Origin of the sequence: Streptomyces sp. NPDC092045, from assembly GCF_044756005.1 — a bacterium.
In the GTDB taxonomy this organism is placed as follows: domain Bacteria; phylum Actinomycetota; class Actinomycetes; order Streptomycetales; family Streptomycetaceae; genus Streptomyces.
Window position 1 is genome coordinate 1 of the sequence record NZ_JBIVSC010000001.1, and the last position, 14,418, is coordinate 14,418.

At 73.9% G+C, this 14,418-nt stretch carries 13 protein-coding genes and 1 pseudogene; 10 read left to right on the forward strand and 4 right to left on the reverse strand.

Going from position 1 to position 14,418, the window contains the following annotated elements:
• The 4 genes and pseudogenes from ACIQKA_RS00005 to ACIQKA_RS00020 form a co-directional block, all read right to left on the reverse strand.
• Positions 1-200 (reverse strand): annotated as a pseudogene (locus ACIQKA_RS00005) (2-oxoglutarate ferredoxin oxidoreductase subunit alpha); the annotation flags it as partial.
• A 281-nt stretch (positions 201-481) separates the two neighbouring features.
• The gene (locus ACIQKA_RS00010; RefSeq protein ID WP_402540231.1) at positions 482-1,141 is read right to left on the reverse strand and encodes a LuxR C-terminal-related transcriptional regulator; all 660 of its coding nucleotides are present in this window, start codon (positions 1,139-1,141) and stop codon (positions 482-484) included.
• 160 nt (positions 1,142-1,301) lie between these two features.
• Positions 1,302-2,588 (reverse strand): sensor histidine kinase, encoded by a 1,287-nt coding sequence (locus ACIQKA_RS00015; RefSeq protein ID WP_383429303.1) that lies wholly within the window; start codon positions 2,586-2,588, stop codon positions 1,302-1,304.
• Between the two features lie 234 nt (positions 2,589-2,822).
• Positions 2,823-4,022: a sensor histidine kinase gene (locus ACIQKA_RS00020; protein WP_383429305.1), complete on the reverse strand. Its 1,200-nt coding sequence runs from the start codon at positions 4,020-4,022 to the stop codon at positions 2,823-2,825.
• A 180-nt stretch (positions 4,023-4,202) separates the two neighbouring features.
• On the opposite strand from ACIQKA_RS00020, the gene ACIQKA_RS00025 reads away from it, so the two are divergent.
• The 10 genes from ACIQKA_RS00025 to ACIQKA_RS00070 are packed head-to-tail and all read left to right on the forward strand — an operon-like array spanning position 4,203 to position 14,412.
• A complete protein-coding gene (locus ACIQKA_RS00025; protein WP_030549874.1) occupies positions 4,203-4,604 on the forward strand; it encodes an NADH-quinone oxidoreductase subunit A in 402 nt (133 codons plus the stop codon).
• Positions 4,595-5,191 carry an NADH-quinone oxidoreductase subunit B gene (locus tag ACIQKA_RS00030; protein WP_383152639.1) on the forward strand — a complete coding sequence of 199 codons (597 nt, stop codon included), beginning with the start codon at positions 4,595-4,597 and terminating at the stop codon, positions 5,189-5,191. The genes ACIQKA_RS00025 and ACIQKA_RS00030 overlap by 10 nt, the downstream gene beginning before the upstream one ends.
• Positions 5,188-6,804, forward strand: coding sequence for an NADH-quinone oxidoreductase subunit C (locus ACIQKA_RS00035; protein ID WP_402539521.1), 1,617 nt, complete (start codon positions 5,188-5,190; stop codon positions 6,802-6,804). Before ACIQKA_RS00030 ends, ACIQKA_RS00035 begins: the two co-directional genes overlap by 4 nt.
• Positions 6,801-7,769, forward strand: coding sequence for an NADH-quinone oxidoreductase subunit H (locus ACIQKA_RS00040; protein WP_383152637.1), 969 nt, complete (start codon positions 6,801-6,803; stop codon positions 7,767-7,769). Before ACIQKA_RS00035 ends, ACIQKA_RS00040 begins: the two co-directional genes overlap by 4 nt.
• The gene (locus ACIQKA_RS00045; protein WP_383152636.1) at positions 7,769-8,317 is read left to right on the forward strand and encodes a NuoI/complex I 23 kDa subunit family protein; all 549 of its coding nucleotides are present in this window, start codon (positions 7,769-7,771) and stop codon (positions 8,315-8,317) included. Before ACIQKA_RS00040 ends, ACIQKA_RS00045 begins: the two co-directional genes overlap by 1 nt.
• A complete protein-coding gene (locus ACIQKA_RS00050; RefSeq protein ID WP_402539523.1) occupies positions 8,314-8,958 on the forward strand; it encodes an NADH-quinone oxidoreductase subunit J in 645 nt (214 codons plus the stop codon). The genes ACIQKA_RS00045 and ACIQKA_RS00050 overlap by 4 nt, the downstream gene beginning before the upstream one ends.
• Positions 8,958-9,320, forward strand: a complete 363-nt coding sequence (nuoK, locus tag ACIQKA_RS00055; RefSeq protein ID WP_383152634.1) for an NADH-quinone oxidoreductase subunit NuoK — start codon at positions 8,958-8,960, stop codon at positions 9,318-9,320. The genes ACIQKA_RS00050 and nuoK overlap by 1 nt, the downstream gene beginning before the upstream one ends.
• A complete protein-coding gene (locus ACIQKA_RS00060) occupies positions 9,317-11,293 on the forward strand; it encodes an NADH-quinone oxidoreductase subunit L (protein ID WP_402539524.1) in 1,977 nt (658 codons plus the stop codon). The genes nuoK and ACIQKA_RS00060 overlap by 4 nt, the downstream gene beginning before the upstream one ends.
• A 27-nt stretch (positions 11,294-11,320) precedes the next feature.
• Complete coding sequence (locus ACIQKA_RS00065) at positions 11,321-12,874, forward strand: NuoM family protein (RefSeq protein WP_402540232.1); 1,554 nt, start codon at positions 11,321-11,323, stop codon at positions 12,872-12,874.
• On the forward strand, positions 12,871-14,412 hold the full coding sequence (locus ACIQKA_RS00070; RefSeq protein WP_402539525.1) for an NADH-quinone oxidoreductase subunit N: 1,542 nt from the start codon (positions 12,871-12,873) through the stop codon (positions 14,410-14,412). Before ACIQKA_RS00065 ends, ACIQKA_RS00070 begins: the two co-directional genes overlap by 4 nt.
• Positions 14,413-14,418 lie beyond the last annotated feature (6 nt).

The following is a 14,418-nucleotide window of genomic DNA, read 5'->3' on the forward strand; positions in this document are numbered from 1 at the left end:
TCATTCCCGAACGACGCCGTCTCCGACGTGAAACGATCCCCCGCAAGCTGCATACCATCACCCGAATCACCCGCAAAACGAATGATCACCCGGTCGAGTCGACGGACTTCCTTCGCGTTGCCGTCGTGGGGCGTGGCCGGGGCGCCTCTCTGCTCCCCGAGCAGGGCCTCGCCGGCCTCGCTGCTGACCTGGCTGGTCACTGAACTGGACCTCCCTCGTGGCAAGGGGACTCTCCGCCGGAGGCGGGGAGGAGCTCGGGGCGCGGTCGGCCGATCACCGTCCGTCCCGTTGCCCACCCTACGACGGCGGGGTCGAGTCTCCCTGGACTTCTTGCATCATGGACCGCTTTTCGAGATCCGTTCTGTCAAGATTCGTCACGTTGTGCCGCTGTCCGAAGTGCTACGGAAGGTCTGATTCCGGTTTTTTGTCGTTTCAGGACCGCCCAAGAGGCACTTCAGGCCTCCCGGGCCCCTGCGCCCCCTCAGGACCTCAGGTACGTCAACACGGCGAGTACCCGTCGATGATCGCCGTCACTCGGCGAGAGCCCCAGCTTCAGGAAGATGTTGCTGATGTGCTTCTCCACCGCGCCGTCGCTCACGACCAGCGTCTTCGCGATCGCCGAGTTCGTCCGGCCCTCCGCCATCAGGCCCAGGACCTCCCGCTCGCGCGGGGTCAGGTTCGCCAGGACGTCCTGCTGACGGCTGCGGCCGAGGAGCTGCTGCACGACCTCCGGATCCAGGGCCGTGCCGCCCCCGGCGACCCGGACGACCGCGTCCACGAACTCGCGGACCTCCGCGACCCGGTCCTTCAGGAGGTAGCCCACGCCCCGGCTGGAACCGGCCAGGAGCTCGGTGGCGTACTGCTCCTCCACGTACTGCGACAGGACGAGGACCCCGAGCCCCGGGTGGTCCCCGCGCAGCCGCACCGCCGCCCGCACGCCCTCGTCCGTGTGGGTCGGCGGCATCCGCACGTCCGCCACCACCACGTCCGGCAGCGCCCCCTCGGCCGCGAGCTTCCCGACCGTCTCCACCAGCGCCTCGCCGTCGCCGACCTTGGCGACGACCTCGTGCCCCAGGTCGGTCAGGAGCCGGGTCAGCCCCTCCCGGAGCAGTACCGAATCCTCGGCGATGACCACCCGCACCCGCCCCGCCACGTCCCGCTCTCCCACGCCCCACAGCCCCCATGATCAGGTCGTCCGGTCTTCCGTAGAAGCCCAGCATCGCACCCGGGAGCCGGTGCGCGCCCCGGACCCGTCCGGCGGGTCACGGCCGGGGCCGGGGCCCCGGCCCGCCGGGCAGGCCTCAAGCCCGCCAGGGCAGTTCGGCCGTCACCGTCGTCGGGCCGCCCACCGGCGAGTTCACGGCGAGGACCCCGTCCACCGCCCCGACCCGCTCGGAGAGCGTCGCCAGGCTCCGCCCGGCCACCGTCTCCGCACCGCCGACGCCGTCGTCCCCGACCTGGAGCATCAGCCGGTCGCCCGCCCGCCACACGTCCACCCGGGCGCGCCGCGCCCGCGCGTGCTCGGTGACGTTCCGCAGGAGCTCCGACACCGTGAAGTACGCGATGCCCTCGATCGCCGGGACCGGCCGCGCCGGCAGGTCCACGTCCACCGACACCGGGACCGCGCAGCGCGAGGCCACCGCCGACAGGGCCGCGTCCAGGCCCCGGTCGGTGAGGACGGCCGGGTGGATGCCCCGGGCCAGGTCCCGCAGCTCCTGGAGCGCGAGCTTCACCTCGCCGTGCGCGTCCTCCACCAGGACCGCCGCCGCCCCCGGGTCCTCCGCCAGCTTCTCCTTCGCCCTGCCGAGGTCCATGGCGAGCGCCGAGAGCCGGGCCTGCGCGCCGTCGTGCAGCGCGCGCTCGATGCGCCGCAGGTCGGCGGCGGCGGTGTCCACGAGGACGCCCCGGTCCGACTCCAGCTCCGTCACGCGCGAGGCCGGCCGCGACGGGCCGAGCAGCCCGGCCACCAGGAACCGGTCGACGGCGACGAACCCGCGCAGCAGCCACGGCCCCGCCATCACGAACAGCAGGCCGATCAGGCAGGTCGCCGCGATCTCGAACGGCGAGTCCAGGTAGAGGCCGTGCGTCCCGTCGCCGTACAGCTGGATCCCGTCCTGCCCGACGTACGCGGGGAACGTCCACTGCCACAGCGGATACGTGAAGAGGCTCCAGCCCCAGCCCCAGAACGCCACCGTCACCGAGAAGGAGAGGACCGCCCACGGCATGTGCACGACCGCGTACAGCAGGTGCCGCCACGAGGCTCCGCTCTTCAGCATGGCCCCCATCCAGGAGAACGCCCCGCCGGTCCGGCCGCGCACCGGCTCCGGCGCCGTCACGTCGAGGCCGAGCAGCGCCCGCGCCCTGGCCCGCTCCACCGCTCCGAAGCCCCGGCACAGGGCGAGCGCCCCGGCCAGGACCGGCACGCCGAGGAAGGTGACGAGCAGTCCGGCGCCGGTCGAGACGAGGGAGACGGAGAGCGCGAACCAGCAGACGCTCAGCGGAAGTCCGATCAGCACGTACCCGAGGGCGCGCCAGGTGCGGCCCTCGAACGGCGCGCGGATCGCGGCGGGAAGTCGGTGGGAGGGCATGGCGAACGTCCTTCTCTGCTGGCTCTGCTGGTGTTCTGCCGGTGGGCTCGGGGTGGTGCGCGTTCCAGGATTCCGTTCCGGACGGTGCCGGACCATGAGGGGAGTCGGCCTCTGCGGGCGGGGGTTTTCCCCACCCCGGGTCCGGGGGCGCCCGGGGTGCGGGACCACCCCGGGGTCTGGAAGGAGAGGGGTTAGCGCGCGGCCGGCCGTTCCCGCCACGGCAGTGGAGAGGGGTTACCGCGCGGCCGGCCGTCCCCGCCACGGCAGTTCCGCCGTGACCGTCGTCGGGCCGCCCGCCGGGGAGTCCAGGACGAGGACGCCGTCGACCGCGCCGAGGCGCTCCCCGAGCCCGGCGAGTCCCGTGCCGCCGTCGAGGCGCGCCCCGCCGGTGCCGTCGTCCCTGACCTGGAGCATCAGCCGGTCGCCCGCCCGCCACACCTCCACGGACGCGGACCGCGCGCGGGAGTGCTTGGAGACGTTCTGGAGCAGCTCCGACACCGTGAAGTACGCGATGCCCTCGATGGCCTCCGCCGGCCGCTCGGCCAGCTCGACGTCGACCCGCACCGGGACCGTGCAGCGCGCGGAGACCGAGGACAGGGCGGCGCCGAGGCCCCGGTCGGTGAGGACGGCCGGGTGGATGCCCCGGGCCAGGTCCCGCAGCTCCTGGAGCGCGAGCTTCACCTCGCCGTGGGCCTCGTCGACCATCGCGGCGGCGGCCTCCGGGTCGTCGAGGAGCTTCTCCTTGGCCAGGCCGAGCCCCATCGCGAGGGCGACGAGCCGGGCCTGCGCGCCGTCGTGCAGATCGCGCTCGATCCGCCGCAGGTCGGCGGCGGCGGTGTCGACGACCACGCCCCGGTCCGTCTCCAGCTCGACGATCCGCCGCTCCAGCTCGTCGGAGGGCGAGAGCAGCCCCCGGACCATGCCCCGGTCGGCGCTCGCGAGCAGCCGCGAGACGAAGGGCAGGACGGGCCAGAGGACGAGGAGCGAGACCAGGGCGACCGTGAACGTCAGGATCCCCCAGGGCAGCCGGATCAGGTGGTAGAGCTGGGCCCGCCAGGCCACCGGGTCCTTCAGCGCCGACCACAGCCATCCGAAGAGGCCGCCGCGCCGGGGCAGCGGGGACGGCTCCGGGACCGCGACGCCGAGCAGGCCCCGGGCCCGCGCCCGTTCCGACCGGCCGATCAGCCGGGCGCCGCCGAGGCCGAGGGCGAGCAGCGGCAGGCCGATCACGGTGACCGAGAGGCCCACGCCGAGCAGGACGCTCACCACCGCGTAGACGAAACCGACGAGTGCCGTGACCAGGTTGGAGAGCAGGAAGGCGATCTCCTTCCAGGTCTCCTTCCCGTAGGCGGTGCGGGGGCGCGCCGGGGCGGCGGCGGAGCCCGTGAGGGAGGCGGCCGCGGAGCCGGCGGGGGAGTCGTGATCGGCGCTCATGGGCCCCAGGGTGCCCGGTGCGGTCCGTGCGCCGCCATGGGGGAGGTGGGCCGGTGGGAGAGGGGGTTATCCCCACCGGAACCGGCCACCGCGACTGCTTACGGTCCCTTTAGCAGGGCCTAGACTCGCGTCCGTACAGAACAGAAGTGACCCATGGGACACCTGGAGTGAGGGGCGGACGTGCGGGAACCGACCGTTGTCGCGGCCGACGCGGCGGACTACTTCCAGACGTACTCCGTCGTCGGCCTGCTCGCCGTCGTCGGCGTGCTCTTCGTCGCCGTGGCGTTCGGCGCCGGCCGGCTGCTCCGGCCCGTCGTGCCGACGCCCGAGAAGCTCCTCACCTACGAGTGCGGCGTCGACCCCGTGGGGGAGGGCTGGGCGCACACCCAGGTCCGCTACTACGTGTACGCCTTCCTCTACGTGATCTTCGCCGTCGACTCGATCTTCCTCTTCCCCTGGGCGACGGTCTTCGCCGCGCCCGGCTACGGCGCCACGACCCTGGTCGAGATGTTCGTCTTCCTCGGCTTCCTGGCCGTGGGGCTGCTCTACGCGTACAAGAAGGGCGTCCTGACGTGGACGTAACACCCGGAGTCCCCGGAACCGCCGCCGAGCCCGTGGCCCTGCCCGCCCCGAAGCTGGGGCCGCTCGCCCGGCTGGCCCCCGAGCCGATGAAGGTGGTCCTCAACTGGGGCCGCCGCTACAGCCTGTGGGTCTTCAACTTCGGACTCGCCTGCTGCGCGATCGAGTTCATCGCCGCGTCGATGGCCCGGCACGACTTCATCCGCCTCGGCGTGATCCCCTTCGCGCCCGGCCCGCGCCAGGCCGATCTGATGATCGTCTCGGGCACGGTGACGGACAAGATGGCACCGGCCGTGAAGCGCCTCTACGAGCAGATGCCCGAACCGAAGTACGTCATCTCCTTCGGCGCCTGCTCCAACTGCGGCGGCCCCTACTGGGACTCGTACGCGGTGACGAAGGGCGTCGACCAGATCATCCCGGTCGACGTGTACGTGCCGGGGTGCCCGCCCCGGCCCGAGGCGCTGCTCCAGGGCATCCTCAAGCTCCAGGAGAAGATCGCCCGGGAGAGCCTCGCGGAGCGCTACGGGCGGTCCGCGTCGGTGCCGGAGCTGACGAGCCCGCTGACGCCCCCGCCGGGAGGCACGGCATGAACGCGTACGACGGCCTCCCCGACGCGGTGACGGAGGTCTTCGGCGAGGAGGCGACGGCGGAGCGGGCGTACGACCTGCTCACGGTCGACGTCCCGCCGGCCTCCTGGATCGCCGCCCTGACCACGGCCCGCGACGAGCTGGGCTGCACCTACTTCGACTGGCTGAGCGCGGTCGACGAGCCGGGCACCGGGTTCCGGGTCTGCGCGCACGTGGTGTCCCTCGGCGGGGGCCGCCCGCGCCGCCTCCTGGTCCGTACGACGGTCCCGCACTCCGCGCCCGTCCTCCCCACGGCGGTGGAGGTGTACGCGGGCGCGGGCTGGCACGAGCGCGAGACCCACGAGATGTTCGGCGTGGACTTCACGGGCCACCCGAATCCGGCCCCGCTCCTCCTCCCCGAGAACTTCGAGGGCCACCCGCTGCGCAAGGACTTCGTCCTCGCGGCCCGGGTCGCCAAGGCGTGGCCGGGCGCGAAGGAGCCGGGCGAGTCCCACGACGGCGGCGGCCCCAAGCGCCGCCAGATGCTTCCCCCGGGCGTCCCGGACCCCAACGAGTGGGGCCCCCTCAAGGGCCAGCTCCCCCCGGCCCCCACCCGAGCCGAACGCCCGGCCCGCCGCACCCGCACGACGACGGAGGCCACCCCGCCCGACCCGACGACGACACCTCCGGTACGCCGTACGCGTTCGGCGTCGGAGGGCTCGGCGAGCCAGGAGGGGGCGGCGGCCCCGGTGCGTCGTGCGCGTTCGGCGTCGGAGGGCTCGGCCAGTCAGGACCCGGCGGCTCCGCCCCGCCGTACCCGCTCGGCCGCCGACGGCTCGGCCAGCCAGGCGGGGGACGGGGCGGCGGACACCCCGCCCGAGGCGCCGCACCCGTCGCGCCGCTCCCGCTCCGCGTCGGACGGCTCCGCGAGCCAGGCGACGGGGGAGCCGGGTGCTCCGGTACGCCGCTCCCGTTCGGCGTCGGACGGTTCCGCGAGCCAGGCGGCGGCCCCGGACGCGGCGGCACGCCCGCCGCGCCGCTCCCGCTCGGCGGCCGACGGCTCGGCGAGCCAGACGCCCCAGGAGCCGACGGCCCCCCGGCACACCCGCAGCACGGACGCCCCCTGGCACCACGCCCGCCCGGCCTTCGACGAGGACCCGGCGGAGCCGGAGATCCGGACCGAGCCCGCCGCCCCGGCGGAACCGGCCACTCCGGAGACCCCGGCGGAACCGGACACCGCCACCGAGCCGGCGGAGCCGACCGAGCCGGACACCGCCACCGAGCCGGCGGAGCCGACCGAGCCGGACACCGCCACCGAGCCGACCGAGCCGGACACCGCCACCGCTCCGGCGGAACCGGACACGGCTCCCGGGCCGGACACCGCCCCCGGTCCCGACACGGCCCCCGGCGCCACCGCTCCGGCGGAACCGGACACGGCTCCCGGGCCGGACACCGCCCCCGGTCCCGGCACGGCCCCCGGCCCCGCCGCCCCGGCGGAGCCGGACGCGGTCCCCGCCCCGCCCGCGACACGCGCCCCCGGCGCCGCCGCCCCCGGCGAGGAGAAGCCCGCCGACCCGGACACAGGCACCGACCCCGACCCCGACCCCACCCACCCCGCCGGAGGCGATCCCGCGTGAACGACGTACTCGACGTCGCCCTCCGGCTCCTCGTCGTCTTCGCCGTCTTCCTCGTGCTGCCGCTCGTCGTCGGCCAGACCGAGCACAAGGTCATGGCCCACATGCAGGGCCGCCTCGGCCCCATGTACGCCGGCGGCTTCCACGGCTGGGCCCAGCTCGTCGCCGACGGCGTGAAGTTCGCGCAGAAGGAGGACGTGGTCCCGAAGGACGCCGACCGGCGGGTCTTCCAGCTCGCGCCGGCCGTCGCCCTCCTCCCGTACCTCCTCGTCCTCGTCGCGATCCCGGTCGGCCCGGAGGAAGGGGCCGTCGGGCAGGTCGTCGACGCCGGCATCTTCTTCGTGCTCGCCGTGATGGGCGTCGGCGTCCTCGGCAGCCTCATGGCCGGCTGGGCGTCCGCGAACAAGTTCTCGCTGCTCGGCGGTCTGCGGACCGCCGCCCAGCTCCTCGCGTACGAGCTCCCGATGCTCCTCGCCGCCGCCTCCGTCGCGATGGCCGCCGGCACCGTCTCCCTCCCCGGCATCCTGAACGCCTTCGAGTGGTGGTGGCTGCCCTGGCAGATCGTCGGCGCGCTCGTCTTCTTCGTGGCCGGCCTCGCCGAGCTCCAGCGGCCGCCGTTCGACATGCCGGTCGCCGACTCGGAGATCATCTTCGGCGCGTACACCGAGTACACCGGCCTCCGCTTCGCGCTCTTCCTGCTCGCCGAGTACGCCGGCATCGTCGTCCTCTGCGGCCTCACCACCGTCCTCTTCCTCGGCGGCTGGCACGGCCCCCTCGGCGCCGACGGCCTCGGCTGGGTCTGGACCCTCCTGAAGACCGCCGTCCTCGCCTTCGTCGTCATCTGGCTGCGGGTCAGCTACCCGCGCCTGCGCGAGGACCAGCTCCAGCGCCTCGCCTGGACGGCGCTCGTCCCGCTCGCCCTCGCGCAGATCGCGCTCACCGGCATCGTGAAGGTGGCGATCCAGTAATGGCACCGATTCCGGGTTCCGGCCTCGCCAAGGGCCTCGCCGTCACCCTCCGCACGATGACGAGGAAGACCGTCACCGCGCAGTACCCCGACGCGCAGCCCGAACTCCCGCCCCGCACCCGCGGGGTCATCGGCCTGTTCGAGGAGAACTGCACGGTCTGCATGCTCTGCGCCCGCGAGTGCCCCGACTGGTGCATCTACATCGACTCCCACAAGGAGACGGTGCCGCCCGCCGCCCCCGGCGGCCGCGAGCGCAGCCGGAACGTCCTCGACCGCTTCGCCATCGACTTCGCGCTCTGCATGTACTGCGGCATCTGCATCGAGGTGTGCCCCTTCGACGCGCTGTTCTGGTCGCCCGAGTTCGAGTACGCGGAGACCGACATCCACGAGCTGACGCACGAGCGCGACAAGCTCCGCGAGTGGATGTGGACGGTCCCGGAACCGCCGGCGCTCGACCCGCGCGCGGAGGAACCGAAGGAGATCGCCGCCGCCCGCAAGGCGGCGGAGAAGGCCGCGGCGGCAGCGGCGGCCGAGGGGGAGCAGCGGTGATCCTGACAGCGGTACACACAGCACAGCAGCAGGCCGCGCAGGGCCCCGGCTTCCTCTCGCCCACCGGCGTCGAGATCGCCTTCCTCCTCGTCGGCCTCGTCACCCTCGGCGCCGCCGTCGTCACCGTCACCACCCGCCGGCTGGTGCACGCCGCCCTCTGGCTGGTCGTGGCCCTCGGCGGGCTCGCCGTCGAGTACCTGCTCCTGACCGCCGAGTTCATCGCCTGGGTCCAGGTGCTGATCTACGTCGGCTCCGTCGTCGTCCTCCTCCTCTTCGGCCTCATGCTCACCAAGGCCCCCATCGGCCGCTCCCCGGACACCGACTCGGGCAACCGCCCGGTCGCCCTCGCCGTGGCCCTGGCCGCCGCGGCCGCGCTCGTCTGGGTGGTCGTCGACGCGTTCCGCACGACCTGGATCGACCTCGACGGCGCCGTCCAGGGCTCCACCGAGGTCACCGGCTCGATCCTCTTCCGGCACTGGGTGCTGCCCTTCGAGGCGCTGTCCGTGCTCCTCCTGGCCGCCCTGGTCGGCGCCATCGTGCTCTCCCGGAAGAAGGACGCCGACAAGAAGGACGCCGACAAGAAGGACGCCGACGAGAAGGACACCGGGAAGACCGCGACAAAGGCCGGAGGCGTCCGCTGATGCACCTCGCCTACCCGGCCGTCCTCGCCGCCCTCCTCTTCGCCGTCGGCGTGTACGGCGTCCTCGTCCGCCGCAACGCGATCCTCGTCCTGATGTCCGTCGAGCTGATGCTCAACGCCGTCAACCTCAACCTCGTCGCCTTCGACGTCTGGCTCCGCGACGCCCTCCACGCCGGCCAGGCCCTCACCCTCTTCACCATCGCCATCGCCGCCGCGGAGATCGGCATCGGCCTCGCGATCGTCCTGATGGTCCACCGCGACCGCGGCACCTCGGACGTCGACCGCCTCCGCGACACGGCGGAGCACCCGCACGCGGACCCGGACGCGGCCCCGCACGACGAGAAGGCCGAGGCCGCCGCGTGACCACCACCACCCTCGCCGTCCTCGTCCCCCTCCTCCCCTTCCTCGGCTCCGCCGCCGGCCTCCTCCTCGGCCGCACCGCCCCCGGCTTCGTCCGCCCCCTCGCCGTCCTCCCGACCCTCGCCGCCGCCGTCCTGGCCGTGCTCGTGGCGGTCCGGCAGGGCGGCGGGAAGGCGATCGACGCCGCCACCCAGCTCACCCCCACCGGCTCGGTCCCGATCGACCTGGCCCTGCACGTCGACGGCTTCGCCGCCCTCGTCGCCGTCCTCGTCGGCGTGATCGCCACCTGCGTGCAGATCTACTCGACCGGCTACCTCCGCGACGACCCGCGCTACCCCTCGTACGCCGCGCTCGTCTCCCTCTTCACCGCCGCGATGCTCCTCGTCGTCTACTCCGGCGACCTGATGGTGCTCCTGGTCGGCTGGGAGGTCATGGGCATCTGCTCGTACTTCCTCGTCGGCCACTACTGGGAGACCCCCGAAGCCCGGTCCGCCTCCCTCAAGGCCTTCCTCGTCACCAAGCTCGGCGACGTCCCCTTCCTCATCGGGCTCTTCGCGCTCGCCGTCGACGCCGGCACCTTCCGGATCACCGGGGTCCTCGGCGCCGTCGCGACCGGCGGCCTCGACCACCCCACCGTGATCGCGCTGCTGCTGCTCGCCGGCGTCGCGGGCAAGTCCGCGCAGTTCCCGCTGCACACCTGGCTCCCGGACGCCATGGCCGGCCCCACGCCCGTCTCCGCGCTCATCCACGCGGCGACGATGGTCGCCGCCGGCATCTACTTCACGGCCCGGCTGCTGCCCGTCTTCGCGGCCTCCGCCGCCGCGATGACCGTCCTCGCCGTGCTGGCCGCGATCACGATGGTCGGCTCGGCGCTCGCCGCGCTCGCCCAGGACGACATCAAGCGGGTCCTCGCCTACTCGACGATCGGCCAGCTCGGCTACATGGCCGGCGCCCTCGCCGTCGGGGACCGGGGCGCCGCCGTCTTCCACCTGCTCTCGCACGCCGCCTTCAAGGCGCTCCTCTTCCTCGCCGCCGGGGCGGTCATCCACGCCGCCGGCACGAACTCGCTGACCGCCATGTCCCGCATGGGCGGCCTCGCGAAGCGGACCCCGGACGCCTACTGGACGACGACCGTCGCCCTCCTCGCGCTCGCCGCGATCCCGCCCTTCGCCGGCTTCTTCTCCAAGGAGGCCGTCCTGGTGGCCGCCGAGCACACCGCGCTCGGGGACCGGACCGTCGCCCCCGCCGGAGCCGGCTGGACCGTCCTCGTCGCGGGCCTCCTGACCGCCCTCCTCACCGCCGCCTACGCCCTCCGGCTCTGGCTGCGCGCCTTCCGGGGCCGAGGGCCGGAGGCCCCCGACCACGGCCGTCAGCCGATCGCCATGACGAGCGTCCTGTGGGTCCTGGCCGTCCCCTCCCTCGGCTTCGGCCTGACCGTCCGGCACCTCCCCGACTGGTTCGACGGGCACGACCTCGCCCCGACCCTCACCACCGCCGTCCTCGGCACCGGCCTCGCCGCCGCCGGGGCCGCCGTCACCTACGCGGTCTGGCGCACCCTCGCCGCCCGGGCACCCGTCGTACCCACCCAGCACGTCGCCCACCCGGACGCCGACGCGGGCCTGGTCGAGGCCGAGGCGCTGCACCTGCCGCACCCCGCCGAGGACCCGGCCGACCCCGGCCGCGTCCTCCTCGGACGCCTGTACCGCCCCGCCGCCGACGGCTTCCACCTGGACGCCCTCTACCGCGCCGCCCTCGTCCGCCCCGTCCTCGCCGCCGCATCCCTGGTCCGCTTCCTGGACCGCGAGGTCGTCGACACCTACGTCCGGGGCGCCGCGGGCTCCGCCAAGGGCCTGGGGTGGCTCGTCCGCCGGGCCCAGACCGGCAACGTCCAGACCTATCTGAGCGCCCTGCTCGCCGGCTCCGTCGTCCTGGCGATCGCCGCAGTCGCCCTCGCCAACGCCGTCGCCGGAGCGTGAGCCGTGATCGACCTCAACGAAACCGTGATGCAGTTCCTCCTGGTGCTGATCGTCGCCGGCCCGCTCCTCGGCGCCGCCACCGCCCTCCTCCCGGCCCCGCCGGGACTGCGGGGGAAGTCGCCCGACCAGGCCGTCCTGCGCCACGGCGTCACCGTCACCGGCGCGGTCCTGCTCGCCGCGATCGTCCTCGCGCTCGGCTTCGACCACGACCACCCGTCGACGATGCAGGCCACGACGGACGTCGGCTGGATCAGGGCACTGGACGTCCGGATCCACCTCGGTGTCGACGGCATCTCCCTGCCCCTCCTGGTCCTGACCGCCCTCCTGGGCTTCCTCTGCGCGCTCCACAGCTACTTCAGGACGCCGAGCGGGCCCTCGCCCAAGGCCTTCGTCGCCCTGCTCCTCGTCCTGGAGTCCGGCACCCTCGCCACCTTCGCCGTCCTCGACCTGGTCCTGTTCTTCCTGGCCTTCGAGACCGTCCTCGTCCCGATGTACTTCCTCATCGCCCGGTGGGGCGGCGAGGGCAGGCGCGCCGCCTCCTGGAAGTTCGTCCTCTACACGCTGCTCGGCTCCGTCGTCATGCTGCTCGGCCTGCTCCTCGTCGGCGTGAAGGCGGGCACGTTCGACATGGTGGCGCTCGCCGCCGGCAACGGCCGGGGCCTGACCGCGTCCGTGCAGGTCGTCGCCGTCCTCGCGATCGGGCTCGGGCTCGCCGTGAAGACCCCGATGTGGCCGCTGCACAGCTGGCTCCCGGACGCCCACACCGCCGCCCCCACCGTCGGCTCCGTCCTCCTCGCCGGCGTCCTGCTCAAGATGGGCACGTACGGCTTCGTCCGGATCGTCCTGCCGGTCGCGCCCGACGGCATGCGGACCTTCGCCCCGTACCTCGGCGCCTTCGCCGTCGCCGGGATCGTCTACGGTTCGCTCGCCTGCCTCGCCCTCGCGCGCCCCGGCGCCAAGGGCGACCTCAAGCGCCTCATCGCGTACTCCTCCGTCGGCCACATGGGCTTCGTGCTCCTCGGCATCGCCTCCATGACCCCCACCGGGGTCAACGGCGCGCTCTTCGCCAACATCGCCCACGGCCTCGTCACCGGACTGCTCTTCTTCCTGGTCGGCGCGGTCAAGGACCGGTACGGCACCGCCGACCTCGACACCCTCGCCGGTGCCACCGGAGCCGCCCTCTACGGTCGCGCGCCCCGCCTCGGCGCCCTCCTCGCCTTCGCCGCCGTCGCCTCCCTCGGCCTGCCCGGCCTGGCCGGCTTCTGGGGCGAGATGCTGGCCCTCTTCGGCGCCTTCGACCCCGCCGGGGGCCTCAGCCGCCCCGCCTTCCTCGCCTTCACGGCGATCGGCGCCCTCGGCACCCTGCTCACCGCCGCGTACCTCCTGATCGTCGTCCGCCGCGTCTGCGCGGGCGGCCCCCGGCCCGCCGGGGAGACCCCGATCCCCGACGTCCAGGGGTACGAGTTCGCCGCCTGGACCCCGCTCGTCGCCCTCACCGTCCTCGCCGGACTCTGGCCCGCCGTCCTCCTCGGCCTCACCGACCCGGCCGTCCAGAAGCTCCTCGCCGGAGGCACCCAGTGACGTCGCAGCTCGTCCAGTCCGTCGACTGGCTCACGATCGCGCCCCCCGTCCTCACGGCCGCGGTCGCCCTCGCCGTCCTCGTCGCCGACCTCTTCCTCCCGCCGGAGCGCAAGCAGGTCCTGGGCTGGACCGCGATCGGCGGCCTCACCGCCGCCCTCGCCCTCCTCGTCCCGCTGCGGGCCGGCGACCGCTCCACCTTCTGCCTCACCCCCGACACGCGGGTCACGGCGTGCAGCTACACCGCCGACCACTTCACCCTCGTCGTCCAGCTCCTCGTCCTCGGCGGAGCGCTCCTCACCGCGCTGCTCTCCCTGGACGAGACCCGGAAGCGGCTGCCGGCCGGCGAGTACTGGTTCCTGCTGCTCTCCTCGGCCGCCGGAGCCGCCCTGCTGCCCGCCTCCCGGGACCTCGCGACCCTCGTCGTCGCCCTGGAGGTGGCCTCCCTGCCCGCCTTCGCGCTCGTCGGCCTCAAGCGCGGCGACCGCATGTCCGGCGAGGCCGCCCTCAAGTTCTTCCTCTCCTCCGTCACCGCGACCGCCGTCACCCTGCTCGGCGCGAGCTTCGTGTACGCGACGACCGGCACCCTCCACCTCACGGAGATCGCCCAGCGCCTCGACGACGTCCCCGGGCAGTTCCAGACCCTCGCCGAGGCCGGCGTCGCCCTCACCCTCGTCGGCTTCGCCTTCAAGACGGCCGCCGTCCCCTTCCACTTCTGGGTCCCCGACACCTACGTCGGCGCCCCGCTGCCCGTCGCCGCCTACCTCTCCGTGGTCGGCAAGGCCGTCGGCCTCACCGGCCTGATCCTGGTGACCGTCGTCGCCTTCCCCTCGTACGCGGACGTGTGGGGCCCGGCGCTCGCCGTCCTCGCCGCGCTCACCATGACCGCCGGGAACGTCGCCGCCCTGCGCCAGTCCCCCACGCGCGCGTGGAGCGCGGTCCGGCTCCTGGCCTGGTCCTCCGTCGCCCAGGCGGGCTACCTCCTGGTGCCGATCGCGGCCGCCGCGTACTCCGGGAACGACCAGGTCGGCGCCACCGTCGCGTACGCCCTGATGTACGCCGTGGTGAACCTCGGCGCCTTCGCGGTCGTCGCGCTCGTCGCGCGCGTGCGCCCCCGGAACCGCATCGAGGACTACCGGGGCCTGTGCGCGGCGAGCCCCGCCGCCGCCCTCGCGCTCGCCTTCTTCCTCCTGAATCTGGCCGGTTTGCCCCCGGGTATCATCGGCCTCTTCGCCAAGGTGACCGTCTTCTCGGCGGCCGTCGACGCGGGCCTGGGCTGGCTGGCCGTGGTCATGGCGCTCAACGTCGTGATCGCGCTGTACTACTACCTCCGCTGGACGGCCCTGCTCTTCCGCACCCCGGAAGAAGCGCCCGGGGAAGCGTCGGGAGGGGCCCCGGAAGGCACCCCGGAGGGCAGCGTCGCCCTCCGCCGGCCCTCCGCGCCGATCACCCTGGCGATCGCGCTGACCGCCGCCGCCGGAGCCGTCCTGTCGGGCTACCCGCAGGTCGCCCTCCGCTTCGCCGCGACGACGCTCTTCTGACCCCAC

What these genes read in the sequence shown, in the direction of transcription:
- ACIQKA_RS00065 (WP_402540232.1), top strand. Translation starts at nt 11,321, where the DNA reads ATGCAGTTCCTCCTGGTGCTGATCGTCGCCGGCCCGCTCCTCGGCGCC.
- ACIQKA_RS00015 (WP_383429303.1), bottom strand. Translation starts at nt 2,588, where the DNA reads ATGCCCTCCCACCGACTTCCCGCCGCGATCCGCGCGCCGTTCGAGGGC.
- nuoK (WP_383152634.1), top strand. Translation starts at nt 8,958, where the DNA reads ATGCACCTCGCCTACCCGGCCGTCCTCGCCGCCCTCCTCTTCGCCGTC.
- ACIQKA_RS00035 (WP_402539521.1), top strand. Translation starts at nt 5,188, where the DNA reads ATGAACGCGTACGACGGCCTCCCCGACGCGGTGACGGAGGTCTTCGGC.
- ACIQKA_RS00020 (WP_383429305.1), bottom strand. Translation starts at nt 4,022, where the DNA reads ATGAGCGCCGATCACGACTCCCCCGCCGGCTCCGCGGCCGCCTCCCTC.
- ACIQKA_RS00045 (WP_383152636.1), top strand. Translation starts at nt 7,769, where the DNA reads ATGGCACCGATTCCGGGTTCCGGCCTCGCCAAGGGCCTCGCCGTCACC.